27 protein-coding genes, 1 pseudogene and 1 riboswitch are annotated in these 25,621 nt (G+C 40.8%); of the genes and pseudogenes, 9 read left to right on the plus strand and 19 right to left on the minus strand.

Translation table 11 applies throughout. The annotated features are described in order from the left end of the window. Positions 1-31 precede the first annotated feature (31 nt). The 5 genes and pseudogenes from B5D59_RS11710 to B5D59_RS11730 form a co-directional block, all read right to left on the minus strand. Positions 32-865 (minus strand): annotated as a pseudogene (locus tag B5D59_RS11710) (IS3 family transposase); the annotation flags it as partial. Next, a complete protein-coding gene (locus B5D59_RS11715; RefSeq protein ID WP_009497739.1) occupies positions 859-1,425 on the minus strand; it encodes a helix-turn-helix domain-containing protein in 567 nt (188 codons plus the stop codon). The gene B5D59_RS11715 and the pseudogene B5D59_RS11710, both read right to left, overlap by 7 nt. Positions 1,426-1,492: 67 nt before the next feature. Continuing rightward, positions 1,493-2,002 (minus strand): QueT transporter family protein, encoded by a 510-nt coding sequence (locus tag B5D59_RS11720; RefSeq protein ID WP_176132572.1) that lies wholly within the window; start codon positions 2,000-2,002, stop codon positions 1,493-1,495. A 152-nt stretch (positions 2,003-2,154) separates the two neighbouring features. Continuing rightward, the gene (locus tag B5D59_RS11725; RefSeq protein WP_078818081.1) at positions 2,155-2,910 is read right to left on the minus strand and encodes a 3-oxoacyl-ACP reductase; all 756 of its coding nucleotides are present in this window, start codon (positions 2,908-2,910) and stop codon (positions 2,155-2,157) included. A 55-nt stretch (positions 2,911-2,965) separates the two neighbouring features. After that, entirely contained in the window at positions 2,966-3,187 is a 222-nt protein-coding gene (locus B5D59_RS11730; RefSeq protein WP_078818082.1) for a DUF2829 domain-containing protein, read from the minus strand. A 508-nt stretch (positions 3,188-3,695) separates the two neighbouring features. Then, a riboswitch (purine riboswitch) is annotated at positions 3,696-3,796 on the plus strand. Positions 3,797-3,850: 54 nt separating this feature from the next. On the opposite strand from B5D59_RS11730, the gene B5D59_RS11735 reads away from it, so the two are divergent. From B5D59_RS11735 to B5D59_RS11750, 4 genes are all read left to right on the plus strand, one after another. Next, complete coding sequence (locus tag B5D59_RS11735) at positions 3,851-5,032, plus strand: MFS transporter (protein WP_078818083.1); 1,182 nt, start codon at positions 3,851-3,853, stop codon at positions 5,030-5,032. A 118-nt stretch (positions 5,033-5,150) separates the two neighbouring features. Further along, complete coding sequence (locus tag B5D59_RS11740) at positions 5,151-5,468, plus strand: DUF3784 domain-containing protein (protein ID WP_078818084.1); 318 nt, start codon at positions 5,151-5,153, stop codon at positions 5,466-5,468. Between the two features lie 13 nt (positions 5,469-5,481). Then, positions 5,482-5,742 carry a hypothetical protein gene (locus B5D59_RS11745; protein ID WP_040759318.1) on the plus strand — a complete coding sequence of 87 codons (261 nt, stop codon included), beginning with the start codon at positions 5,482-5,484 and terminating at the stop codon, positions 5,740-5,742. Further along, entirely contained in the window at positions 5,727-6,323 is a 597-nt protein-coding gene (locus tag B5D59_RS11750; protein ID WP_009497786.1) for a hypothetical protein, read from the plus strand. Before B5D59_RS11745 ends, B5D59_RS11750 begins: the two co-directional genes overlap by 16 nt. 28 nt (positions 6,324-6,351) lie before the next feature. On the opposite strand, the gene B5D59_RS11755 is transcribed toward B5D59_RS11750, so the two are convergent. Then, on the minus strand, positions 6,352-6,867 hold the full coding sequence (locus B5D59_RS11755; RefSeq protein ID WP_245799512.1) for a hypothetical protein: 516 nt from the start codon (positions 6,865-6,867) through the stop codon (positions 6,352-6,354). A gap of 84 nt (positions 6,868-6,951) precedes the next feature. Here B5D59_RS11755 and B5D59_RS18575 point away from each other — a divergent pair, with 84 nt between their 5' ends. Beyond that, the gene (locus tag B5D59_RS18575) at positions 6,952-7,077 is read left to right on the plus strand and encodes a hypothetical protein (RefSeq protein ID WP_281250670.1); all 126 of its coding nucleotides are present in this window, start codon (positions 6,952-6,954) and stop codon (positions 7,075-7,077) included. Positions 7,078-7,204: 127 nt separating this feature from the next. Continuing rightward, positions 7,205-7,897, plus strand: a complete 693-nt coding sequence (locus B5D59_RS11760) for a CPBP family intramembrane glutamic endopeptidase (RefSeq protein WP_078818086.1) — start codon at positions 7,205-7,207, stop codon at positions 7,895-7,897. A gap of 9 nt (positions 7,898-7,906) precedes the next feature. On the opposite strand, the gene B5D59_RS11765 is transcribed toward B5D59_RS11760, so the two are convergent. Then, the gene (locus tag B5D59_RS11765; protein ID WP_078818087.1) at positions 7,907-8,626 is read right to left on the minus strand and encodes a MerR family transcriptional regulator; all 720 of its coding nucleotides are present in this window, start codon (positions 8,624-8,626) and stop codon (positions 7,907-7,909) included. A gap of 174 nt (positions 8,627-8,800) precedes the next feature. Between B5D59_RS11765 and B5D59_RS11770 the strand changes: the two genes are divergently transcribed. Further along, the gene (locus B5D59_RS11770; RefSeq protein ID WP_078818088.1) at positions 8,801-9,760 is read left to right on the plus strand and encodes an SEC-C metal-binding domain-containing protein; all 960 of its coding nucleotides are present in this window, start codon (positions 8,801-8,803) and stop codon (positions 9,758-9,760) included. Between the two features lie 19 nt (positions 9,761-9,779). Beyond that, complete coding sequence (yfkAB, locus tag B5D59_RS11775; protein WP_078818089.1) at positions 9,780-10,886, plus strand: radical SAM/CxCxxxxC motif protein YfkAB; 1,107 nt, start codon at positions 9,780-9,782, stop codon at positions 10,884-10,886. 44 nt (positions 10,887-10,930) lie between these two features. Here the strand turns inward: yfkAB and B5D59_RS11780 are convergent, their stop codons facing one another. The 4 genes from B5D59_RS11780 to B5D59_RS11795 form a co-directional block, all read right to left on the minus strand. Continuing rightward, positions 10,931-11,251 carry a hypothetical protein gene (locus B5D59_RS11780; protein ID WP_078818090.1) on the minus strand — a complete coding sequence of 107 codons (321 nt, stop codon included), beginning with the start codon at positions 11,249-11,251 and terminating at the stop codon, positions 10,931-10,933. A gap of 136 nt (positions 11,252-11,387) precedes the next feature. Further along, positions 11,388-12,524, minus strand: coding sequence for an alanine dehydrogenase (ald, locus tag B5D59_RS11785; protein WP_078818091.1), 1,137 nt, complete (start codon positions 12,522-12,524; stop codon positions 11,388-11,390). Between the two features lie 171 nt (positions 12,525-12,695). Beyond that, positions 12,696-14,054: an aspartate aminotransferase family protein gene (locus B5D59_RS11790; protein ID WP_078818092.1), complete on the minus strand. Its 1,359-nt coding sequence runs from the start codon at positions 14,052-14,054 to the stop codon at positions 12,696-12,698. Positions 14,055-14,076: 22 nt separating this feature from the next. Further along, positions 14,077-15,543, minus strand: a complete 1,467-nt coding sequence (locus B5D59_RS11795; RefSeq protein WP_078818093.1) for a CoA-acylating methylmalonate-semialdehyde dehydrogenase — start codon at positions 15,541-15,543, stop codon at positions 14,077-14,079. Between the two features lie 149 nt (positions 15,544-15,692). Here B5D59_RS11795 and B5D59_RS11800 point away from each other — a divergent pair, with 149 nt between their 5' ends. Continuing rightward, entirely contained in the window at positions 15,693-17,315 is a 1,623-nt protein-coding gene (locus B5D59_RS11800; RefSeq protein ID WP_078818094.1) for a PucR family transcriptional regulator, read from the plus strand. 117 nt (positions 17,316-17,432) lie between these two features. Here the strand turns inward: B5D59_RS11800 and B5D59_RS11805 are convergent, their stop codons facing one another. The 8 genes from B5D59_RS11805 to B5D59_RS11835 form a co-directional block, all read right to left on the minus strand. Beyond that, complete coding sequence (locus tag B5D59_RS11805) at positions 17,433-17,918, minus strand: hypothetical protein (RefSeq protein WP_078818095.1); 486 nt, start codon at positions 17,916-17,918, stop codon at positions 17,433-17,435. Positions 17,919-17,937: 19 nt separating this feature from the next. Beyond that, a complete protein-coding gene (locus B5D59_RS11810) occupies positions 17,938-19,485 on the minus strand; it encodes a sodium/proline symporter (RefSeq protein WP_078818096.1) in 1,548 nt (515 codons plus the stop codon). Between the two features lie 30 nt (positions 19,486-19,515). Further along, the gene (locus tag B5D59_RS18580) at positions 19,516-19,641 is read right to left on the minus strand and encodes a hypothetical protein (RefSeq protein WP_281250671.1); all 126 of its coding nucleotides are present in this window, start codon (positions 19,639-19,641) and stop codon (positions 19,516-19,518) included. A 359-nt stretch (positions 19,642-20,000) separates the two neighbouring features. Continuing rightward, positions 20,001-21,626, minus strand: coding sequence for an amidohydrolase (locus B5D59_RS11815; protein WP_078818097.1), 1,626 nt, complete (start codon positions 21,624-21,626; stop codon positions 20,001-20,003). Positions 21,627-21,667: 41 nt separating this feature from the next. Continuing rightward, complete coding sequence (locus B5D59_RS11820) at positions 21,668-23,131, minus strand: sodium:solute symporter family protein (protein WP_078818098.1); 1,464 nt, start codon at positions 23,129-23,131, stop codon at positions 21,668-21,670. Beyond that, positions 23,131-23,355, minus strand: a complete 225-nt coding sequence (locus B5D59_RS11825; protein WP_078818099.1) for a hypothetical protein — start codon at positions 23,353-23,355, stop codon at positions 23,131-23,133. Before B5D59_RS11825 ends, B5D59_RS11820 begins: the two co-directional genes overlap by 1 nt. A gap of 42 nt (positions 23,356-23,397) precedes the next feature. Continuing rightward, a complete protein-coding gene (locus B5D59_RS11830) occupies positions 23,398-24,633 on the minus strand; it encodes a M20 family metallo-hydrolase (RefSeq protein WP_078818238.1) in 1,236 nt (411 codons plus the stop codon). Positions 24,634-24,833: 200 nt separating this feature from the next. After that, on the minus strand, positions 24,834-25,418 hold the full coding sequence (locus B5D59_RS11835) for a GNAT family N-acetyltransferase (protein ID WP_078818100.1): 585 nt from the start codon (positions 25,416-25,418) through the stop codon (positions 24,834-24,836). Positions 25,419-25,621: the final 203 nt, after the last annotated feature.

A 25,621-nucleotide genomic window follows, 5' to 3' on the forward strand; every position in this document is an offset into this window, starting at 1 on the left:
TGTAGTGACCCCTAAAAGTTAGAGTTTTATATTACGCAGCTAGTTGGCTGGTGTGAAGACGGTATTGTACCGGACTCATGCCAGCCAATTTCTGTTTAATTCGTTTGTTGTTGTAATAATGAATGTACGTCTTGATCGCTTGTTCCAATTCTTCGTACGTACGAAGCGGTTCACCATAATACATTTCTTGCTTCAATAAGCCGAAGAAATTTTCCATGGGCGAATTGTCTAGACAGTTTCCTTTTCGGGACATGCTTTGGAACACGTGGTGTTCTTTAAGTGTAGTGACCCAATGTGAATGTTGATAGTGCCAGCCTTGGTCCGAGTGAATGGTCGTGCGATATTTTGCATCTTTCACGATATCAAGTGCTTCTTCTAACGGCTTCATCACAAAATCAAGGGTAGGATGCATACTGATACCGTGGGAAAGAATCTCTCCGTTGTACATATCCATCATTGGACTAAGATAGAGTTTACGCCCATCTGCACACTTAAACTCCGTGATATCTGTTGTGAGTTTTTGATAAGGGATTGGCGTGTTAAAGCGTCGGTTCACTCGGTTCTTTGACACTGTACCGATGGTACCTTTGTAAGAACTGTAGCGGCGTGATTTTCGAATGAATTTCGCACCTTTCAATCCGAGCTTGCGCATAATTCGCTGCACCTTTTTATGATTCACTCGGATCCCACGATTCTTTAATTCTAAGTGGATTCTGCGATACCCATAATTGCCGTTGTGCTCATCAAAAATAGATTGGATGGTTTCCTCCATCTGCTGATTGGGATTTTCTAACTTGAACCGTTTAACATGGTAGTGATAAGAAGATTCCGGAATTCCTACAATTTGAAGCACGTCAATCAGTCGGAATTCTTCTTTGAGTTCGTATGATAACGTTGCTTGTGCTTTTCGAGATAGCCGTCCGGATCCATCTGAAAAGCTTTTAACTTTTTTAGGTACGCTACCTCTAGACGTAGGAGTTCATTCTCCCTTTCTAATGTCTGTTCACGCGTCATTTCATTCTCTGAAGTAGTCCTAGTGCTTTTAACGTTCTTTGCTTTATCCGTCATGGGTGGCCGTCCTCTCGGTTGGTCCAGGGCTTCTGCACCTCCTTCAAGGAATTTCTTGTTCCATGAAGAGATCATAGGAGGATTCGTTAATCCAAAATGAAGTGCGGTTTCATTTAAAGAAGTACCTGTCCTTTTCATAAAGCTTAGTACATCGAGCTTGAATTGAACAGGGTAAACTTCCTTACTTTTCTTTCGAAACACTCCTTTGACACCATACTTCTCGTATGATTTCACCCAATTCCTAATTTGTGTATCAGCCTTCACACCATATTTTCTGGCTAATGTCTTATATCCAGATTTACCATCGAGATACTCAAGAATAATCATCATCTTAAATTCATTACTATACTTAGCCATAATAAAACACCCCAAAAGTTAGATTTTGAACTCTAACTTTTGGGGTGCACGTCAGAATGTGCCTTTTTTATTTGGATAAGTCTATTTTTTTATTCAACGTATATATAATCATTCCGCCAACTGTCATAGACAATAATTCACCGATTCCAACTGTAACCCAAGTCGCCCAAAACGGCAGACCTAGAATAATTGTCAATTGACCAGCGATTGTAAACATCGACAATGCGAAGATAATGGCAGTAATCACCATTTTTAAAACATCATTCTGAATATTCTTCGTCACTACCCGGCAAAGAAGTAACGCAAGGAATGTAGCTATAGTACCCACTGGAACATCTAAGAGCCAAGTCGGTGACATAAAGTTGGCGAACATAACACCTAGTGTTACAGCTACCACATAACGTTTATTGTACAATGCAAGATAGTTGAACATCTCAGATAAACGCAGCTGTACTGCACCGAAACTAATGACTGAAAACATTACTGTAACTGTCACATATAAAGCCGCAACAAGCGCTGTTTTCGTCAGCTCACTCACTGCACTCTTTTGTGAATCTTTTACAAAAGACATACTCATTTTATTATCTCCTTTGTGAAATAGCATATGCTATTCCAGTAATAACTACGGCCAAAGGAAGAATGAGCCTTTCGCTCAATCAAAAGTGCCGCAGTGCAAGCAAAATTTGCTTGCATGCGTAGTATAACAGAAATTCACACATTACAACAGATTTATTTGGCTGTCCATCCTCCGTCAATCGGAACGACTGTACCATGAATATAATCAGCAGTTTGACTGGCTAAATATAACGTTAGGTCTGCAACTTCACTTGGCTGCGCCCAGCGTCCAGCCGGTGTCTCCTCTGCCACCCACTTCGCCATTTCAGCCTCGCCTTCGAAATCCGCCTGGTTCATCGGCGTCTGAATCGCTCCCGGCGCAATTGCATTGACGCGAATTCCTTCACGGCAATAATCCAAGTCCACCTGTTTCGTATAACCTACAATCGCATGTTTTGAAGCTGTATACGCCGCACCACCACCGCCTCCAACAAGCCCCGCGATAGATGCCATATTGACTATAACGCCGGATTTCCGAGCGATCATATGAGGTAAAACAGCATTCGTCATAAGATATGTCCCTTTAACATTCGTATCCATTATCCGATCCCAAAGCGCTTCGTCCGTGTCAAGTGTTTTAGCAAAGCCATCCAGTAGCCCAGCCGTATTCAATAAAATATCAATTTGACCAAATGTCGCAAGTGCCTCGGCAACGGCATGCGTCACGTCTTCACTTGAACTTATACTGCCAATTGAATACGCAAACTGTACAGGGTATGCCCGCTTCATATGCAGAAGCTCTTCCTCATTTATATCTAACGCAAATAGATTAGCTCCATTCTCCAAAAACGCAAGCGCTTGTGCCTTTCCAATTCCCGATGCAGCACCTGTTACAACAACTGTCTTCCCCACATATTCTTCAAATTTCATAACGCCCTCCTATTAAAAAAGCCCATGATTGCTCATGAGCTTTGATTCATCCGTCTTATTTAACAATAATCCAATCTTCCGCTAATAAATCACAAACTGTAGGAGTAAACATGGTGTAGCCTTCGCCTGTTACATTAATCAAGAAATAAGGATTCAGCTTCTTTCCATCATGCTCACTTTCTCCTACTAGCTTCACATACAACTCAGCTCCGCCCCAACCGCTGCGAATCACTTTCTCGCCAGCCTTTAAACGCGGCAACACTTCTTCAAATTTCATATGTATCCATCCTTTGTCACTCCATTGAGCAGCGCAGTTTATTTGAAAATTATACTTGATAGTGTCTCGCTTTACAACTGAATAGGGTTTTGAGTTGGGTGCCTATACAGGAAACTATTACCTCCATCGTATATCGATCACAATCCATAAAAGAACACAGGTATATTATATTCCTTCCCTCCGAAGATTTTTGTCTTTAATTGCTGGTACTCAGACTTAGCAACAACTTTATACTTTTCACAAAATCACTTCTGTTGTATACCGATATTTTGGAAATGATCACAGCTAATGAATGAACCATTTTTCTCTTTGCGAACTACTAGATGCCCATGAGAACGCGGGCACATTCCCTTGGTAACTTTGGGTTCAATAGCTGAAGATCCCATAGCTACGCTCTGCTACATCTCATTACCTATATTATACAGAATCTTCATATCATTTACTATTCGTAAACGGGGCCCCCAACCTTGCCAACTCCCAAAATCCATGATAAATTGAACAATAGAAAATTTCATTATGGGAATCAACATGTATAACCCCGATAATATGGTTCGGGGGTCTCTACCAGGAACCGTCAATCTCCTGATTACAAAAGTTATTTTTGTAATCAGGATTTTTTCTATTCAACAAAGAAAGTTTGCAACTTAAGCGGGAGGAATTATTGTGGATTTTAGAGTATTTTTATTAGCAGTGTCCGCCATTACAGTGGGTCTGGTGGAACTCGTTGTAGGCGGGATTTTGCCTGTCGTTGCGGACGATTTGAATGTTTCGATCGCGACAGCGGGACAATTAATTACAGTTTTCGCTCTTGTGTATGCTATTGCAGGTCCTGTGTTACTGTCACTGACGGCGAAAGTGGAACGTAAAAAATTGTATTTGATTGCGCTTGGAGTTTTCTTCATTGGAAATGTACTGACGTATTTCAGTCCTTCATTCGGCTTGATGATGGCAGCACGTGTTTTGACAGCCGCGAGTGCGGCGCTAGTCATTGTGCTTTCTTTGACGATTACGGCGCGTCTAGTGGAGCCTAAGTATCGGGCGAAAGCGCTTGGTTATATTTATATGGGAATCAGTTCATCGCTCGTGCTCGGTGTGCCGATTGGAATCGTGGTCACGAATGCGTTTGGATGGCGTTCTGTATTTTTAGGGATTGCGATTTTGACAATCGGTTCGATTCTGTTGATCGCAAAATTCCTGGAAACAATCCCAACCGGCGAAGTGCAGCCTCTTTCAGCTCAAATTAAAGCCCTTGCCAATAAAAAGATTTTCTTTGCACATTTGGCAACGATGTTTATGCTTGCTGGACACTATACGGTGTATGCATACTTCACTCCGTTCCTTGAGACAACAATGCAGTTGAGTCCTTATTGGATCAGTGTATTCTACTTCCTGTTTGGACTGGCAGCAGTTGGCGGTGGTGCTTTCGGCGGTGGACTCGCTTCACGCTTAGGCTCGAAGAAAAGTATTTTGGTCATTTTGGGAGCATTCGCGGTTAGTTTGTTCGCACTTCCCTATTCCACGTTCTCGATTCCGCTCTTCATTGTGTTTATGATGGTTTGGGGCGCACTCAGCTGGGCGCTGGCACCTGCACAGCAGGATTATATTATTACAAGCGATCCGGTCTCCTCGGATATTCATCAAAGCTTTAATAATTCCGCTTTACAAGTTGGAATTGCGCTTGGTTCCGGTGTAGGTGGAATGGTATTCAGTCAGACAGGCAGCGTGACAAGTATGCCGGCAGTTGGTGGAGGTATTGTCATTATCGCGTTTATTTCTGCAGTTATTTCACTTTCCATGTCGGCAGAGAGAAGCAGAAGTCATCAAGAACAAACAACTTCCGGATAGTGTAAAATGAAGTCTACTCTTCTATCGAGTTGGCTTCATTTTTCGTTTAATGAAACTTTTGATTCGCTTGGGTCGTATCTTTGCAAGAGAAGCAATTGAAAGGAAATGAGGGTTGGCCATGACTGGGGCTATTATCGATATCATACTAATGATCGCCTTTTTGATCTTCGCTTTCTATCTCTCTCAAGGAAAAGGTGCATTTCTTCTTTCGGGTTATAATACGATGTCTGAAGAGAAAAAGGCGAAGATTGATGAACTGGCATTATGTAAATTCATGTCAAAAATCATGTATGGATTGAGTTTTTGTATAGGTTTGTTTGCATTGAGTGAATTGCTCAATCAGCAAATTTTATTTGTAGTAGGGCTCGCTCTCTTTGTCCTGCTCGTTGTTTTCGCCGTTGTGTATTCGAATACAGGAAACCGTTTCAAAAAATAAGGGAGGTGCGGGTTTGGTCAGAAGACGCGGAATTTATGAAGTGGAAATCCTGGGTAAACAGCTGTGTTGTACATTATGCGGCGGTAAAGTGTTCCGTCATCGGGAAGTCTATTTGGATTTGGAATTGCCAAAGAAGATAGATCGAGAGCAGCTGACTTTGCAATCCTTGATGTGTGAGGTTTGCAGTACAACACAGCTTGTGCAAGAGCAAACGAATGGAAAGAAAACGAATATTATCTACATTGAGGTGAAGACGGGATGGCAGAAGAGTTGAGTTGCGATGAAAGCCAAATTTGGATTCTAGGTCAACCGCTTATTTGTCGTTTTTGCGGACACGATGTGTTTATGCCCTATCAAACTTATCGTAATGTGGAGGAGCCAGGTATTGACGTGTATTTCATGAATTATACGGCTGTTTGTATGGAATGCGGCTATGGAACGCAGTTTAGTGATCCGAGCCACTTTAATCCAGATGGCGTTTATATCTGGGCTTTTGAACAAGCTTTGCACCATCCGCCAGAACCTGAGCCGCCAGTCATTCGCGTTGTCGATGCAGAAACATTGCAGGCAGAAAAAAGGTGTTTGGATCTGGCACTTCAAGTGCTCGTAAAAGAAGGTAAAGTTGATGAGTTCATTTTGCCTTTGGCTGAAGAGGAGTATTATGAGCAGGTATTGGAACTATTGGGGCAAAAAAAGCACAAGTCGACTCAAGAAGCCAACGCCATGACCTGCTTAGCGGTGGCGCTGAGTGAGATCGCATCCTATCGTCTAGTTGACAATGAGAAAATACTGTTTATTATCGAACATGAAAGTTATCCAGGCATAGAAACTTTTTTAGAACAGCATATAAAATGAGGACATCTCTAAAGCTCAGATGTCCTTTTCATATTTCACTTATTCGAACAAGCATCTCCAGCACATGCTGCAAAAACTCTCCAATCTCTCCCATATGCTCTTCCGTCAATTTCGGTTTAAAGTCGATTTCTACCGTGTTTAGAAAACCAGGCTCTGTCTGTCCATAATGAAAACTCAGCGTCTGCCTATATTCGATATCATTTTCCCAGATCGTCTGAATAATGTTTTCGACCTGCTCACATTGTGTATCCATGTCCTGCACATTTATAAGGACGCGCAAAGACAATAAGCAGCCTGGCTCTGTTCCTTTCGCTTCTAGTATTTCATCCGCCAATTCTTGAAGCGATGAATTCAGCGCAATCTCCACGCTCACAGCGGGATGGCTTACTAATGAAAATTGTATAGAGAATTTTCTTGACATGACTGCTAAATCTAACTGATCGGTACGGTTCAAGATGGAAATCGTACGTTCTAGATTATCCAAATCATAGACATGATTTTCGAATGCTACTTTAAGGTTTTCAAAAACAGTTGGGTCGTACATGATGCTGCCTCCTAATTTATATTCGTTTGTATAATCTGTCCTCATTCAGCCACCTTATGTACAAATTCAGAAAGGAAGATGTATATGGCAAAGATTGAAGCACCAATTGCAAAGTTGGGAGAAGAGGAACTTCATGCACTAAATCGTTTGGAGAATGAATTAGGTGTGACACTCGTCGCATATGAGAATACTTCTACAAGTACTGCATGACAAAGTTAAACTGCTGATGCTTTCTATTTTGGAAAGCATCTTTTTTATTTTTATTGAAACTATCTCTTGCAGGTTACGTAGCGTCACCTCATACACTTAAATTAACACCGTATGAGGAGGAAATACTATGCTTTCATTTTTCAAAACTTCGCCTTGGGGCAAAAAGGAATTGTTTCAACTTTTATTTCTTGTGTTAGTGCTCATTCCCTTTTTCATCGAATACCTTTTGATGAACTACCTAACCGACCTATTTCAAAACGATTTATATTCCGGCACACTCATTGGCTTAATCATGTCTATTATTTTCATGACGGGACTTTATGTAGTGGCATTACGTCCAAAGCAGCTCGGATGGAGAGATGTTGGATTAAATCGTTTTTCTCGTTCGTATTGGGGATCGATTATTGGATGGACTGTTGTGTTGATCATTGGCAGTATCCTAATGGTTTTCTTAATGTCATTTGTCGGGATTGGTGTAGATAACAGTAAAACGGAAAGTGTACAAACTCATCTTTCACCACTCACATTCTTCATTGCATTTGTTTCAGCCAGCATTATTTCTCCAGTGTATGAGGAAATTTTTTACCGTGGCTTTCTGTATCGCTGGTTTAGATGCCGTTACGGTCTAGCTTTGGGAATGATGGGGAGTTCCTTCATCTTTATGTTGGTCCATATTCCTACTTATAATGTATTACCTATCACATTTGTCTCTGGACTCCTCTTCTCATGGACCTATGAAAAGACAGGATCCGTTTTTCCAGGCATGATAATTCACGGCACATTTAATGCCATAGCCTTGTTTCTAACCGCTTTCGCTTAATGGATTGAGTTAGACTGATAACGCTTGCTCAATGAAATCAATGATTTCTTGCCGAATTGGGTACAGTCGAAGTTCAGCAGAAGCTTCTCCAGATTTTCTCACTTCCCAAAACTTATCCATGAGCTCCTGGTCACCATTAAACGTCTCATCGGAAAGAATATTCATATCATCCATAATAATTTGCGCTTCTTCCGACTTTGGAGAAGCGCCATTCTTAATACATAGCTCGATCCGTTTAATCAAATTCATCCATTTTTTCGTGGAAATGTCTTGGCTCTCTAAAGAAGGCAGCTGCATTTCAAGCAGTTGTTGCTCTTCATCAGTAAAATAGAAAGCCCAATTCTTTTCTTTCTTGTGGTCCACTACTAAAGTTAATAAGTCTTGCCATTTTATTTCCCCCTCGAGCTCTAGCACATGAATGAGCGAGGTAGTATGCCGTATTGACTCATCCAATGTTTCTACTTGTTCAGTTAAAGATGATCTGTGTGCCGATAAGATTGACGCCATCGATTGCTCCTGAATAATTTGCTTACTGTCTTCGAGAGATAATGATAGGTCCTTCAGTATGAGGATCTTCTCTAACGTAAAAATATCGTCCTCAGTATATAAACGCTTACCTCCGTTGCCTCTTTCAGTAGGTTGAACCAAGCCAATTTGATCATAGTAACGTAATGTTCGGACCGATACTTCCAGACGCTTTGCTAGTTCGCCAGTAGACAGATATGTCACTCTATTCCCTCCCCCTGTTGCCTTACTCTTTTACTATTCAGTAGCGTATCATTTCGCCGACTGTTTGTATATTCAGAGTTATTCATTTTAATCCTCGCCATACAAATCCAATGCCATCTCATCTATCGTTTGGTACACTAGACTATGTGTTAATTTATCAAAGGAAGTGTATGTATGGTAGGACGAAACGAACCATGCCCTTGTGGCAGTGGAAAGAAATATAAAAAGTGTTGCGAATCAAAGCAGGCGGTATCTGTTGAAGAAGTACAAACCGAAGAAATGGAACGCTTATTGCAGACGTTCTATGATACGTATCCTGAACGTAAGGATGTATCAGAGTTCATTGACTTCGCGGATTCCTGGAAATCCTCTTTGCGTGAATATTTACCTGAAGAAATGATTGAAGCGATTGCGTTGGATGAATTTTTCTTCCATCAACGTTCGGATATATGGGAAAGTTATATTGAAAAGCAAAAGAAGAAACAAGTACGGCCTTCAATTTTAGGTTTGCTGGATCAATGGGCGCATCCACGCGTTTTCATCGGCAAAGTGACAGCTGTAGATGAGACGTATATGACCGCCGCAAGCATCATCGGTGATGAAACGATTCAGTTGTGGAAAGAAAGCGAAAAACCGGTTCCAGCTGGCGTTCATTTTTATTGTTTCTTGCTGCCAGACGGAACAGAAGAGGGTAATTATTTAGCTGTATCCAGTTTGATTTTCTTCCCTACCGATCATTCGGAAGCTATCAAACAATTTGCGAATTCGATTGATCAGGTAAAAGAACATACAATGTCGTTTTGGGTGAAGCTTGGAGATAACGGTTATGCAGGAGACGAGTTCACTGAATTCGAGTCTGGCGTTCTGCAAGCAGCTGCGGAGTTCTTAGAGATGAGTGAACGACAATCTGATGCATTGCTTGAACTCATTGAAGACTTTTTAGTAGAACAGCAGCCGAATGCACGGAAAGAAGTGGCGATTGCAGCAGGTGCCATCCGTTACGGACAAGAAAACGAGTTGTTTGAGCCACTCACGATGACATGGAAGGACATTGCAGAACATTTTGACGTCTCTCCTTCTTCCATGAATAAGTATGCAAAAGAGATTACCGAATATGTTCTGCAACAGAACTAACAAGTTAGGAGTTTAAATAATGGTACTATCCACTCCCCATTTATCAGATGCTTGGGAAGCCTATAATGACGTGGACACACATGGAAAACAAGTGCTGTCCAGTATTGAATTTACTACGACATATCTATGTAATATGCGCTGTGAGCATTGTGCAGTCGGTTATATGCTTCAACCGAAAGATCCGGACGCGTTGCCGATTGAATTACTACTTCAGAAACTGGATGAAATTCCCCATTTGCGGACAATCAGTTTAACTGGCGGTGAGCCGATGTTTTCGAAGAAATCTGTCGAGCAATACGTCGTACCTCTATTGCAATATGCACATTCACGCCAAATTAAGACGCAAGTGAATTCGAATTTAACGATGCCATTTGATCGCTATGAACTGATTGCTCCTTATTTGGACGTGTTACATATTTCGCATAACTGGGGTACAGTCGATGATTTCATTGATGGCGGCTTTGCCAGAATGGAACGACAACCGCCCCGTGACCGACGCGCGGCCCAGTTTGCACGCATGATTGAAAACAGTAAAGCTTTATCGGAAATGGGTGTCATGGTATCCGCCGAGACGATGCTGAATCGTCGAACTTTGCCTCATTTGAAAACCATTCATGAGCAAATTGTCAATGAAATGAAATGTGGACGTCATGAAGTTCACCCTATGTACCCAAGTGATTTCGCTTCTTCTCTAGACGTACTTTCACTCGACGAAACACGGCAGGCCATCACAGATCTTCTTTCCTATCGCGATAAAAATACCTGGATGTTATTTGGAACATTGCCGTTCTACAACTGCAGTCAAGACGCCCGTGATCAAGAGTTGTTTGCAAAACTTGCAGCCAGCAAAAATGTCACTGTGCGCAATGATCCGGACGGTCGCTCTCGTTTGAATGTTAATATTTTCACGGGAGATGTAATTGTCACAGATTTTGGCGATGTACCACCTCTTGGAAATATTCAGACGGATCATTTGCCTGAACTGTATGATCGATGGCAACAACATCCACTTGCAAAAAGTGTGAGCTGTCACTGCCCTGCTGTCCGCTGTCTTGGACCGAATTTGCTTGTGAAAGATGCTTATTATCCAGAAGTTGATTTTTTGAAACGAGAACTTGTGAAATGATAAAAAGGCTATCACTGGAAAATTTCAGTGATAGCCTTTTAATTTCATATGCTGAAGATTAAAAATAAATATCCGCCGATTACAGAAATCGATATCAACAGCTTCGCAGCCATAGTCGTTTTTTTCCCAACGATGCTCATAATAAAGCCTACTACTCCTGCTGCAAAGAGCACCAACGCAATCATTTTACTGGCAGTATAGTTATCCGGAAAGGATGTATACGATATAAAGCCAATCAGTAAATTCAGAAGTATATTTTGAATCCATACACCTCTTTTATCTCCAAAGCGTTTTAAATACAGCAATACTTGACCAATGATCACTAGTATTCCTAATACTATTAGTATGATTAAAAGTTCTCCCATGGTTCTCACCTCAAGTATAATACTTCCCGAGGTTTGACCTATAGAAACATGAAAGGATCAAATTGATATGTCAAATTAGTTTTAAGAATTTGCCAATCAGCTGAGTTATGATTCATAGGACTATTATCTACTTTTATTAATTTATAACCAAGTCTTCCCCTGCCAATAGAGACTCTGGGGATACATATTTCAATCCTTGAGATTGTGCAACGGCCAAACATGTTATCTTCCCGTTTAAGGTATTTAAGCCTGTTCGCAGCGATGTATTATCAAGAAGTGCTTGCATCCAACCTTTATTGGCAATTTGAAGTGCATACGGTACCGTCACATTGGTCAATGCCATTGTAGAAGTTTGCGGCACCGCACCAGGCATATTAGCAACAGCATAATGGATCACTCCGTGCTTAATGTAGATCGGGTCATCATGAGTTGTTACCCGGTCAGATGTGGAAAAAATTCCTCCTTGGTCAATAGCGATATCCACTAGCACGGAACCTGGTTTCATCGATTGCACCATCACTTCTGAAACAAGTTTTGGTGCTTTTGCTCCAGGAATCAACACGGCTCCAATGACAAGATCCGCTTCTTTTACAGATTCTGCAATATTGAACGGGTTCGAAACTAACGTCTGAATATCGCTGCCAAAAATATCGTCTAGCTGACGTAAACGATCTACCGACAAATCAAGAACTGTTACTTGGGCGCCCATACCGATTGCAATGCGAGCAGCATTCGTTCCAGCCTGTCCTCCACCAATGACAACGACTTTACCACGTGGTACACCCGGCACGCCCGATAACAGTATGCCTTTTCCACCATTTGTCTTTTCAAGATACTGAGCCCCAATTTGTGTCGCCATACGCCCAGCCACTTCACTCATTGGCGCTAGCAACGGTAAAGAGCGGTTTGGAAGTTGTACTGTTTCATAAGCGAGACCAATCACTTTGTTATCCAAAAGAGCGTTAGTCAGCTCAACCTCAGATGCTAAATGCAAGTACGTGAATACTAGTAATCCTTTGCGGAAATAACGGTATTCAGAAGGAATGGGTTCTTTCACTTTCATAACCATCTCTGCTCCCCATGCCTCGGCGGCCTCTTGGACAATTTTTGCACCCGCTTGAATGTATTCTTCATCAGTAAAACTAGATCCAAGACCTGCTCCTGTTTCAATTACTACCTCATGGCCAGCCGAATGCAAAGTAAATACTCCAGCTGGTGTCATTGCCACACGATTTTCATTACTTTTAATCTCCTTTGGCACACCGATCAGCATAGACATTCCTCCCACAATAAGATGAGTATTCTTTTCCTGTCTCAAACACAGGTTCTAATCCATTATCGTAATCTTCACATCGTACATGAGTCTGGTTGCCGTATGGTGCGTCGTAAACAGTACCCCCGTACTTATAAAAGCAGGGAGGTACTTCTTAATCGAGTTAACTAATTACTCATTTTCTTTGAATACTTTCTTCAACACAGAGACGATGAAATCAAAATCCTCATCCGTACAAGAAAGCGGCGGACAGAGTGTGAGAACATTGTTGAAGCCAGCCACCGTATCTCCATTACGTCCGACGATTAGCCCATTTGTTTTACAGTCACCTATTATTTTACCGATTCGAGCATTGGTCGCAGGTTCTTTTGTGTCCTTGTTCTCGACAAGCTCAATCCCCAATAAGAAACCTAAACCTCGAATATCGCCTACAAATGGGTGACCTTTCAAACTAGCAAGCACTTTGTGCAAACGATCTCCCAGTTCTACTGATCGATCTATAAGATTTTCACGTTCTATAATTTCTAAGTTTTTCAAAGCCACCGCACAAGCAGCCGGATTCCCACCGAAGGTATTGACGTGACGTAAATGGCTATTCTCTTCACCCGTATCGAACTTCTCGTATATATCTTTACGGATTGCTGTCACAGATAACGGCAGGTAGGCACTCGTTAAACCTTTTGCCATCGTGATAATATCTGGCTTCACATTGAAATGCTGATGACCGAATGGTTTTCCTGTTCTTCCGAATCCACAAATCACTTCATCAATTATCAAGAGGACACCGTGGCGAGTACAGATCTCTTGAACTTTTTCTACGTAAACCGGATGTGGAATTAAGATACCCCCGCCTGTAATAAGGGGCTCCATAATAATCCCTGCTATTGTCTCTTTCTGTTCCCAGATAATCTTCTCTTCAAACTCCAATGCTCGCTGAATATTATACTCTTCTATAGTTTGACCAGCAGGTTTTCGATAATTATCCGGAGGCGCCACATGCAAAAATCCTGGCACTAGTGGCTCATATTTAAACTTTCGAAGTGCCTGCCCTGTGGCTGACAATGCTCCCATCGAGCTTCCATGGTAGCCGCGGTAACGAGAAATGAATTTATATCGAGAATGGTCTCCGTTTTGCTGATGATACTGGCGGACCAACTTGAATGCGACTTCATTTGCATCTGATCCACTATTCGAATAAAAAATCTTATAATCATCACCGAGCATTTTATTCAGTTTCGCTGCTAGTTCAATCGCTGGTTCATGGCTCTGAGACATCGGCACATAAGACATCTTTTTCATTTGTTCATAAGCCGCTTGCGCAAGTTCCTCGCGGCCATACCCGACATTTACACACCATAACCCCGACATGGCGTCCAAATAGCGTTTGCCCTGATGATCTTTGATCCAAGCACCTTCTCCGCTCTCTACAATCATCGGTGGATTCTTTTCATTATATGCAGAAATGTGATGCCAAATATTATTCCGGTCCTTTTCCACTAATGAATTCGTCTGTTCCTTTGCAGTAGCCATCAAAACTCCCCTTCCATTATTGTTAAGAATGACGTGCTGTCAACATTTTCTTACGTGTGAAAAATTCAATACCATCTCGACCATTAGCATGGAGGTCACCATAAAATGACTTCTTATAGCCGGAAAATGGGAAGAATGCCATCGGTGCAGGTACGCCTAAGTTTATACCAAGCATCCCTGCATCCATTTCTTGCCTGAATTGACGAATAGCTTTTGCACTGTCCGTAAATAAGCAAGCTCCATTTGCAAAATCCGACTGATTAGCTAGTAAAATTGCATCATCGAGTGTCTCGGCTCGAATAATCGAAAGGACGGGCGCGAAAATTTCTTCTTTCCAAATCCGCATTTCTTTTGTAACCCCTTCAAAAATTGTCGGACCTACAAAATAACCTCCTTCAGAAGAGGATTGATCTTTTCGACCATCGCGGACCAGCTTGGCTCCTTCTTCGACACCCGACTCAATGTAAGCGAGTGTTTTCTCTTTGTGTGAATCACGGATAACGGGTCCGAGGAAGATTCCTTCATCCAAACCATTTCCAATAGTCATGTTGTTCGCTTCTTCGACTAAACGGCTCACAAGCTCGTCTGCAATATCTCCGACTGCTACAACTACCGAACAAGCCATGCATCTTTCTCCGGCAGAACCGAATGCTGCATTGATTATATTTTTTACGGTTAGATCCATATCCGCATCTGGCATGACAATCGTGTGATTCTTAGCTCCAGCAAGCGCTTGCACACGTTTGCCATTCGCTGTTCCTGTTTTATATACGTATTCGGCAACCGGTTGTGATCCTACAAATGAAATAGCAGGGATATCCGCGTGGCTTAGCATTCCATTGACAATGTCGTGCGCCCCATGAACGATGTTAAACACGCCATCTGGTAAACCTGCTTCTTGCAAAAGCTCTCCCAAACGACTGGCAAGAAGCGGCGTTCGCTCGGACGGTTTAAGAATGAATGAATTGCCTGCTGCAATCGCCAGCGGGAACATCCAGCAAGGAACCATCATAGGGAAGTTAAATGGCGTAATCCCACCGATCACACCAAGAGGATAGCGGTACATTCCCGATTCTATATTAGTAGCAATATCGGGGAGTTGAAAACCCATCATCAGCGTTGGGGCTCCTGCTGCAAATTCTACACATTCAATGCCACGTTGGACTTCGCCATAAGCTTCTTCGTAGTTTTTTCCGTTCTCTACAGTAATTAGTTTCGCCAGCTCATCCCAATGTTCTATAAGAAGCTGCTGGTATTTAAATAGTATTCGCGCTCTTTGCGGAACGGCAACATTTCGCCAAGAAGTGAAAGCTTTTTTCGCCGCCATAACCGCTTTTTCTAAATCTTCGGTCGTTGAAATGGGCACTTCTGCGATAATTTTTCCTGTAGCAGGGTTTGGCACTTCTTCATATATTTTTGTAGTTGATTTAACCCATTGTCCATCAATAAAGTTCGAAAGCGTTTTCTTTTCAATTGCTGTTGTATTCATCTTTCTTCCTCCTGTTCTCAGTACCTTGCGTAATAGTCGCACATAAGCTAAACTACAATTACAAGTTTACTAATTTTTTAGACTACTTTCATTTTACATAGTGTAACATTGTCACTATATATTTTTCACATTATGGAGGTCTTAACTTGATGAATGAACTTTCGTTAACTGTTCGCGATGTCTTAGCTCGCGACTCATTTAAACATGCAAGAGTAGCCGCTGGTAATAATGGATTGGATCGTCAAGTAAAGTGGTCCCATGTTTTAGAAGTGAGAGACTTTGGTTCATTAATCAATGGTGGTGAATTGATCTTAACGACCGGAATTGAGTTACCGCGTGATTTACCAACACATATACACTATATAAAAAAACTGATCGAAACAGACGTTGCCTGTATTTGCATAGAAAAAGGGATTCACTATCAGGAAGTCCCGAAAGAAATTATAGAACTAGCCGACCAACAAAACTTCCCCATCATTGTTTTTGAGAAAACAGTTAAATTTGTTGATATCACCCAAGATCTCCATACACTACTGATTAACCATCACTATGAAATGCTTTCAAAAATTGATACATTATCCAGACGGTTTAATCAGTTAAGTCTAATGCCTAATGGAACGTTAAAGATTCTGCAGGAGTTACATTCCTTCTTTAAACAAAATGTTTTGTTTATTGCTGATAACGCCAAATCTTATTATTATCCGGTCGAAGCGATTAATTGGGAACATCCTATACAAGAGCTTTTAATAAAAACATCGACACGAAGCGCAAAACAAGATGTTTTTTTAGTCGGGACAAGTCTATTTGCCATCTCACCTGTCAATGGGCTTGGGCAAACATTAGGGTATGTCTGCCTCCAACTTAAACAGTCGATTTCCAATGAGTTCACTTTTTTAATTTTAGATCGGGCTTCTCTTGCAATTGCTCAAATATCACTTAGAGACCGTACAATTGAAGAAAGAAAACAACATAATGAAGATGAACTTGTCCGTAATTTACTGCACGGTCGTCCTGTTGAGCAAGAGGAAGTTCAATACCATTTACCCACTAATAGCCGGAACTTGCATTATCGGATCTTTGTCATCCAACTGAATACGCATGAGTCCATTTTGGATGAGCACAGTTGGGAAGAAATTCGTTTGCAGCAATCGATGGCTGTTCGTTCGCTATTCAAACGAAATGGTTTCTTTCCAGCTCTCACTGTGAATAAAAATGAAATTTCTATCATTGCCTCATTTATAGCAGCAGATCCCAGTGCAAAAGACACCGACCGCTTTTCACAAATCGCACAACAAATTACCGACTTGAACGACGATAACTTTTTGCATGGTCGCTCATATACACTAGGTATCAGTTTTGTCCATCATGACTTCACACTTATTGAAAAAGGTTATGCAGAAGCAAAAAAAGTTTTGGCTATTAAAGAAACACTCCCATTTAAGAGTAATTTCTATGAAGATCTTGGCATCTATAGGCTCCTTCTATCAATAAAGAATCAAGGTTATCTTGATCATTATGTAGAAGATTACCTACATGCTATTATCGAATATGACAAAAAGACCGATAGCAATTTATTAGAAACACTCCGAATTTATCTGGAGTGCGGAGGTTCAAAAAAAGAAACCGCTGATCGCCTGTTTATCGTTCGGCAAACACTGTATCACCGACTAAACAAAATTGAATCCATACTTGGAAAAGACTTCATGTCTCCATTAAATCGTGTAGCTTTAGAAGTAGCTATTATCGCAAATCAACTGAGGACCATAACTTGACTCATTCAATCTCCACACATATATTTTACGCAAATCGTGGCTGTATAAAAGAATTCGAATCTTGTTTACATGTTGAACCCCTACCGTGCTTCCTACTCAAAAATATAAGGTCCTATTTTATAAAGGATGATAACTCCCACTAACCGCATCCACTATTAGGTGTCCCGGTGAGTTATCTGCCATCTCAAATTCCGCTAACCAAAACGGCCGATAAAAGAGCGTTCGGTGAATTTCTGATATTTTGGGCATTGTGACAAACTTTGCTTTTGTTGAAGCATTTTCGAAAACAAACTTCTCTGCAATACCAGCGGCTTCTTTTTCATTGATAATGAGAGGCGGGGCCTGTTCCGGAGCAATTTGCCGCTGGTAAAACACCGGCTGGATATCGACCATAGCACCCCGACCGCCAAGTCCATCCACTGTGCAAGCCGCCTTTCCCCTAAATTTCAGCAAACTTTTCGCACTCACTTGAAATTCAAAAAAGTAATATGGATAATAAATTACGTCCTGAATACGGAACTCTATTTCCTTTTCATACTGCTGCAAACCTTGCAAAACTTCTTCTTCATTAAAAACAATTTCTTGCGTTAGAATAGCATTCATAATAAATTACTCCTGTACGTTATTTTTTCAATAAGAACTGTGACAAGATACTTGCTTCCGGAGCCAAATCACGTGCAATATTTCGATCGAACTCTTTTGAAAAGAAACGTTTTTGTCTTGATTTCTCGAAAGCATCTTGAATTTCTTTTGATGGACGACGACCGAACTGGCTTCCAATGATCATACCTAAAAGTGATACGATAAGACCTGCTAAAAATGGATGAAGCCCTGTAGTCGCTTCCAGGTCCGTAGAAGTCCAAAGAATATTCGTTGCTGCCCCTCCAATCATTGCACATAAGCACCCAATATAATTAGCTTTTTTTGAATAAACCGAAGCGACATAAGGTACGAGAAACGCATTTCCTAATGTTCCAAAAGCAAATAAGACCAACGCGAAAACGGAAGGCGGTTCATAGATAGCAACGACTACTCCGACAATACCACCCATTAATATGCACAGTCTCGATACGATAATCATTGTTTTTTGACTTGCATTCTTGTTGATGAATCGTTGATAGACGTCACGTGAAAGAATAGAACCTGCTTGCATAAGGATGGAATCCGCAGTCGACATGACCGCTGACATAATAGCAGAGAGTAAGAGTGCCGCAAAAATACCTGGGAACAAAGTATACGCTAATTCCGTAATAATCATTTCCGGATCAGCGATGGTCGGCAACAAGATGATCCCAATTAGACCTAGGATATATGGAACAAAAATGAAGAATTGATTCCAAATAGCACTGATCATGATTGCCCCTTTAACAGTCTTTGTACTCTTCATCGACATATGGCGAACCACTACATGCGGAAGCCCCATATAACCGATTGAATAGATTAGGACAGCTCCAAGCACAACGCCCCATTGACCATAATACGCCAAGTCTTTACCCCAAATACTTAAATACGTAGGATCTAGAGCCTTTAAAGAAGCATTAAGACCAGTCAATCCGCCTACGTGGAAGTAAGCTAGGAAACCGATGCCGACCACACCGAACACCATGATGAGACCTTGAACAAAAGATGTATAGGCAACAGCCAAATAGCCCCCGGCAACCGTGTAAATGATGATGACGCTAATTCCGATAATAAGAGAAAGCTCATAACTAAAACCTGTTAAAGTGGACATTGCCTTTCCGGCAGCAATGAATTGTGCACATACATAACCAAATAAAAAGACGATCGAAATGATCGATCCCACAACACGAACGCTGGCACTTTCGAACCGTTTCTCTAGATACTCAATTGGTGAAAGCGCTCCCAAAATTTCAGACATTCTTCTCATTCTTTTACCTAAAACAGAAAGATTTATAATCGATCCCCCGGCATCTCCAATTGCATACCAGATGGCATACCAGCCATATTTGAATGCCATAGCAGGCGCTCCCATAAACATGAAACCACTCATCGCAGTAGTCTGCATCGTCATAGCGGTCACGGCTGGTCCAAGAGATCTTCCACCAAGTAAGTACTGTTCCGTCGATGCAGCAGACTTCCGCGAAAACCATAAACCGATTGATAATAGAACACCTAAATAAACGATGAAAATAATACCATCAATACTCATTAAATCCCTCCCTATCCACTATTTATTTTCCTATTTTTGCTTCTCTTCTCGGTCATCTTCCTTTTTAAGTTTAAAATAGAGGACTGAAGCCAACCCAACCCATATAAATGGCCATGGAACGAACCACCAAAATGTTTCTACTGGAAAATTAAACATTTGTCCATCTCCTTTTGTTTGCTATCCATTTAGTCTAGTATAGCCTACAAGGATTGTTAAAATATTAGACATAGTGTGTTAGAAAGTTATAACTTCCTAGCCATTTTGTAACTTCTAAATAGCAACTGGTGTAGCCATAATTAATAGAGAAGGTGAGACTATCTCAAAGAGTTTCCAACGAACTTCAACAATCTCCCGGCCAATAGTTAATCCAGAACTACACTAAACAAAATCCTTCTTGCATACAAAAAAGAGCAATCTGAAAGGCCAAATAAAATGACTTCTCAGACAGCTCCTCTTAACTATTTTTGAGCCTTTTTCCAGGACCTACGGTAAGTAAAGGCTCAAACGATCAAAATCTACTTTACATTAATATACAACTTTTCATATTCGATTTTTCCGTCAATCATTGTTAATTCAACGGATAAGTCTTTCAAACTTTCTGATTCAACTGCTAAAATACTTTCATTTAAGACAACTAAGTCAGCAAGTTTTCCAACTTCAATGCTTCCCTTTCGCTGTTCTTCAAAACTAGCATAAGCTCCCATATACGTATAGGCTTTTATCGCCTCCTGAACAGTGATCTTTTGATTAGCCCCTATATCTTGCCCGGTGCTAGTCTTCCGGTTGACCGCAGCATGTATGCCAAGAAGCGGACTATGCGTAATGACAGGCGTATCTGAAGCGAAAGCAAAAGGAATCCCTTTTTCCAAATAATCTTTTGCCGGATACATTACATTTACACGATCACCGTAATTGTTTATATAGGAATCTCCATTCACATAAACAAAAGCTGGATTTGGTATCGCAACAACACCTAATTCCTTCATACGTTCTTGCAGGTCTAGACTAGCAATTCCGGCATGTTCTATACGATGTCGATGATCTTTTCGCGGATGTTTTTCCAATACATTTTCAATACAATTTAACAACATTTCAATTGCGCGATCACCTTGAGCATGCGCAGTAATTTGATATCCTTTTTCATGTGCTTCTCCCAACATTTCATTTATTTCCTTCTGACTATAATAAAGAATTCCGCAATCTGACGGATTACTATCATAGGGTTTTCTTGTAGCAAGAGTAGGTCCTGTGCTGCTGCCGTCCGTAAAGAGTTTAGCTGGACCAATTTTAAACCATTCATCACCATCTCCAGTTACAGCCCCGTCATCTATCATACTTCGAATGAAGGCCTTGGAATCTGTCAGCGAGCCGACAATAGCATACACTCGTACTTTTACATCGCCAGAACCAATACTCTTTTTCATTAAATGCAAAACATTTGGTCCCCAACCATAACTACCCGCATCATGTACACTTGTGATACCAGCTTTTACGAATGTGTCTGATGCCAACTTAAATCCTTCTTCAATTTCCTTATCGCTGTAATCTGCTTCATTAAAGAGTTGCATATGGGCGCTTTCCAGCACTTTCCCCGTTAGCTCACCATTTGAATTTCGTTCGATCTTTCCACCTTCCGGGTCTTTGGATTCTTTCGTAAAACCTACCGACTCTAACGCCCGGCTATTTGCAATAGATGTATGATTACAAACTCGAATAATGACAATAGGGTGTTGAGTCGATATAGCATCCAGCTCTTGTTTGGAAGGAAAGCGCCCTTCCATCATTGTATGTTCATTAAAACCTGTAACACGAACCCATTCGCCGACTGGGGTCTGATCTACCTTCTTTTTTAATTCAGTATATAAATCCTGCAATGATTGAATATGAGGATCTTGACAGTTGATGCCAAGTAAGTTGGTACCAAAAATGGTCAAATGCAAATGGGCATCTATAAAGCCAGGAAGAAGTGATTTTCCATCTAAATCTATTACCCTAGTTCCCTCACCGATCCATCCATTCATTTCAACAGTCTTTCCTACTCCTACAATCTGGTTATCTTTTACAGCTACGGCTTCCTGAACGGACTCATTACCATCGACTGTGATCACTTCTCCATTAATAAATATAATATCTGCATACATAATAACGCACCCTTTCAGAATGTTAACATTTTGTAATTTGATTAACTGCGGAGATACACATCTTCTTCTTCATTACCGGCTGGCTTCGAAAGTAAACTTACAATGATCATTACCAGGACGTTTGCAATCAATCCTATAATCCCCGCATGAATCCCAAATGGTGTTGATGAAGCAACCAATTGATAATAGAAATTTAAGATTGCTCCTACAATTATTCCACTTACAACACCTGTGGCCGTTGCACGCCGCCAATACAGGGCGCTGTAGACTCCTGGCGCAAACTGAACAATGGCTCCATATGCCCCGAGAAGTAAGACAATTAATCCTTGTCCTCCAAAGATCGTGATGATATATGCCAATCCTCCAATGACAAATACCCCTATGCGCATAATAACTAAGGCCGTTTTATCAGATATATTTTTGAAGATAGCACGAATAATACCATCCGTTGTTTCGAGTGTCGCATTATGTGTAATGGCATCTGCAGATGACATGGCCGCTGCTAGCGCCCCCGCACCGACTAATCCGTAGACCCAACCTGGAAGATTCATAACGGTTGTTATCAAGAAAGGAAGTACTTGATCAGCACTTTCAATAGCATTCGCATCTACAATTCCTTTAGCGGCGAATCCGACAAGTAATAGGGGTACTAAGAATAATGCGAATATCGGATAGACCAAAACGGTTTTCTTAATAACGCGAGGACCTGATGCATAAGACTTTGTAAATAAATGCGGCCACATGAGGAACCCAATGACAGATACTAAGATGGTGGTGGTATACGGTATTTTCCCCATATTAGATCCTTCTTTTCCTATCTCCAAGAATTCAGGAGTTTCCGAAGCGATATTTGTAAACATTGTACCAACCGAACCATGTAATTGATGGACAATTGCCAATCCGACAACCCATGAAATGATAATCATTAATAATCCTTGAAATACATCTGACCAAGCGGCTGCTCGTAATCCGCCGGTTGCTACATAAATAACTACAATTCCATAAGAGACAAGCGCTCCAAGCCAAAACGGAATTCGACCTTCTGTCATAATATTGAATATATGAGCCATTCCTGTAAGCTGTGTTGCCAAGTATTGAATGGAGGCCAATAAAGCAATCAAGCCGACAACAACGCCCAGTAATTTATTTTGATATCTTAACTTTAAAAATGAAGAGAGTGTATAAAGATTATATTTCTTTCCAATCTTAGATATCTTCGGTCCAATGATATACCATGGAAGAATGGCAAATGCAGTATACGTAATGATATAAAAAGCGGGAGCTCCTTTTTCATAAGCCCATCCAGGTGCACCTAGAAAAGAGAAAGCACTAAAGACTGCTCCACCCATCAGGAACCACATTACAATCAATCCCAATTTTCCACCCGCGACAGCAAATTCTTCTAAAGAACTGGAATCTTGTCCTTTCCCTGCCAATATTCCAACAATTAAAGCAATAACTAAATATCCAATCATAATGAATAATGCGATTTGCCAATGCTCCATTAATCTTCACCTTCTTCCAAGGCATTATCAGGATCGAGTTTATACAAAATTAGAATTGCTGCAAACGTAAGTAAGATGAATAGAATAATGAAAAAAAAAGAGAATGGTAGCCCCATAATAATTGGTGTGGCTCGATTGGCTATTTCATACAACGGGAATATTAATAGTAAAAAAGGAATTGTAACGGTCAAGATATAAATAGTTGTAAACTTTTTCTTACTCATTTAATCCCTCCGTTTATGCTATTTTTTAAATATAACCAATGTTTATTGACAAGCCATTCTATAAACAGTCTTATAAAGCAACTCTGCTCCTAAAGCGATGTCCTCAGGCGAACTGTATTCTTTTGGATTGTGGCTAATACCATCTTTAGAGCGAACAAAGATCATTCCATAGTCACAAACATAAGACATTTCAAGGGAATCATGAAAAGGTCCACTCATTAATTCTGGTGGAGTTAAGCCCATTTTTTCACTTTCCTCTTTCATAATATGCAGGATATTTTCATTACAGAAGCGGGGCTCACTGCGGGTATCTTCGCTAATTGTATAAGTTAAGCTATGTTCATTTGCTATTTTTTCTATTTCTTGTCGTAATACATATTCAATCTTATCTCTCCTTGCCTCATCGACATCGCGCAAATCTACCGTGAAAGTGACTTTTTCAGGAATGATGTTACGTGAATCTGGAAACACTTGCAGGCTTCCTACTGTGCTGACAGTCGGCGCTTTGGGGATTTCTTGTGCTAACTCGTTTAATTTTACAATGACTTTAGCCGCACCGACCAATGCATCTTGTCTCATCCCCATTGGAACTGATCCAGCATGACCGGCGACTCCTTCTATTTCAACAGTCATCCACAACGGACCTGAAATTCCAGTCACAATCCCAATCGGTTCATTTTTCGATTCTAGAACAGGACCTTGTTCGATATGAAGTTCTAAAAATGCAGCTATCCTTGCAGGATCATAAATCGATTCATGAAACTTTTCAGGATCACAGCCAAATTCAATCAATGCTTCCCGTCTTGTCATTCCATTTTTATCACGTCGATCCAACTCCCCTTCTTCCAGCTTACCCAACATCCCTCTCACACCAAATAATCCTTTATTAAATCTCGATCCCTCTTCGTCAGCAAAAGCGACTAACACAATTGGTCTTTTGGGCTCTATATTTTGTTCACGAAGTGTTTGAAGTACTTCCAATGCGCCAAGCACCCCTAAAGCCCCGTCGTATTTCCCACCATAAGGTTGTGAATCAATATGTGAACCAATCATCAAAACGGGCTCGTCATTAGCGATTCCGTTCATTCTTCCAATTAAATTCCCGAAGTGATCAATAGTTGTTACCAATCCAATGGAATCCATCCATTTCTTTACTTGTAACACTCCTTCCTTATCCTCTGGCGAATGGGCAAGTCGACAAACACCTGTCAACCCGATTTCCCCTATTTCTGCCATCGATTGTATCCTTTCATTCAACCTCAAACCGTTGACAGACATGGACAAAGCTTTCAAAATAACAAACCTCCCTTTAATAGAAGCATTATTCAATTAATAATTAATTGTACTTATAATTCTGATAATTATCGTTTGACAAACTGTTAATTTATTAAATAAAAATAGTGACATCTCGTCTAGTCTAGAAGAGATACCAAATGCTTTGAGCCATATAATTGTATAAATTGATTTGAACTATATCATTATGGAAGTAGCATACGTTCCAATCTGTCCTTTACTGACAACCATTCTTGGTCGATTACACTATAAAATACAGAATCTCTTACATAGCCATCAGGCATAACCATATGATTCCGAAACACTCCTTCTTTTACTGCGCCAATTCTTTCAATTGCTTGCTGAGATCTTACATTACGACGATCTGTTTTTAACTGAACACGAATAGTCCCATGTGTTTCAAAACAGAGTTTTAAAAGGAGGTACTTACACTCTGTATTCACTCTCGTTCGCCAAACCGTTGGAGACAGCCAAGTCCAACCAATTTCCAAGTTACGATTCAGTTCGGATATACTGATAAAGCGGGTACTTCCCACAATTTCACCTGAATACTTATCGCGGATAACAAAGGGAAATTCGAATCCTTGTTTCCTCATTAGAAGCGCTTCGTTCACTAGACATTCCATCTCCTCAATCGATTGAATCTTCTTGGGCATATACGGCCATATATCTGGACTACTTCCCGCCTCAAATAATTCTTGTACGTGGCAAATTTCCATTGGTAAAATCCGTACTCTTTCCCCTATGAGTTCTACTGATGTTAATTCCATTATCTATCCCTCCCTTTTTAAAACATTGCCATCTTATTCGGATTTTTTATACCTTATCCCTCTTTTTAAGAATAAAATTAGAACGACAAAGGTTTCCAACAATAACTCGATTGGAAAGCTCTCCCGCTCTTTAGGTGTTAATTTGTTTATTTGAATTGCTCTACTTTACTCTTTTTGGATATACCCATTAAATTTTAAGGGTA

The sequence above is a fragment of the Sporosarcina newyorkensis genome (assembly GCF_900167515.1).
Lineage (GTDB): Bacteria > Bacillota > Bacilli > Bacillales_A > Planococcaceae > Sporosarcina > Sporosarcina newyorkensis.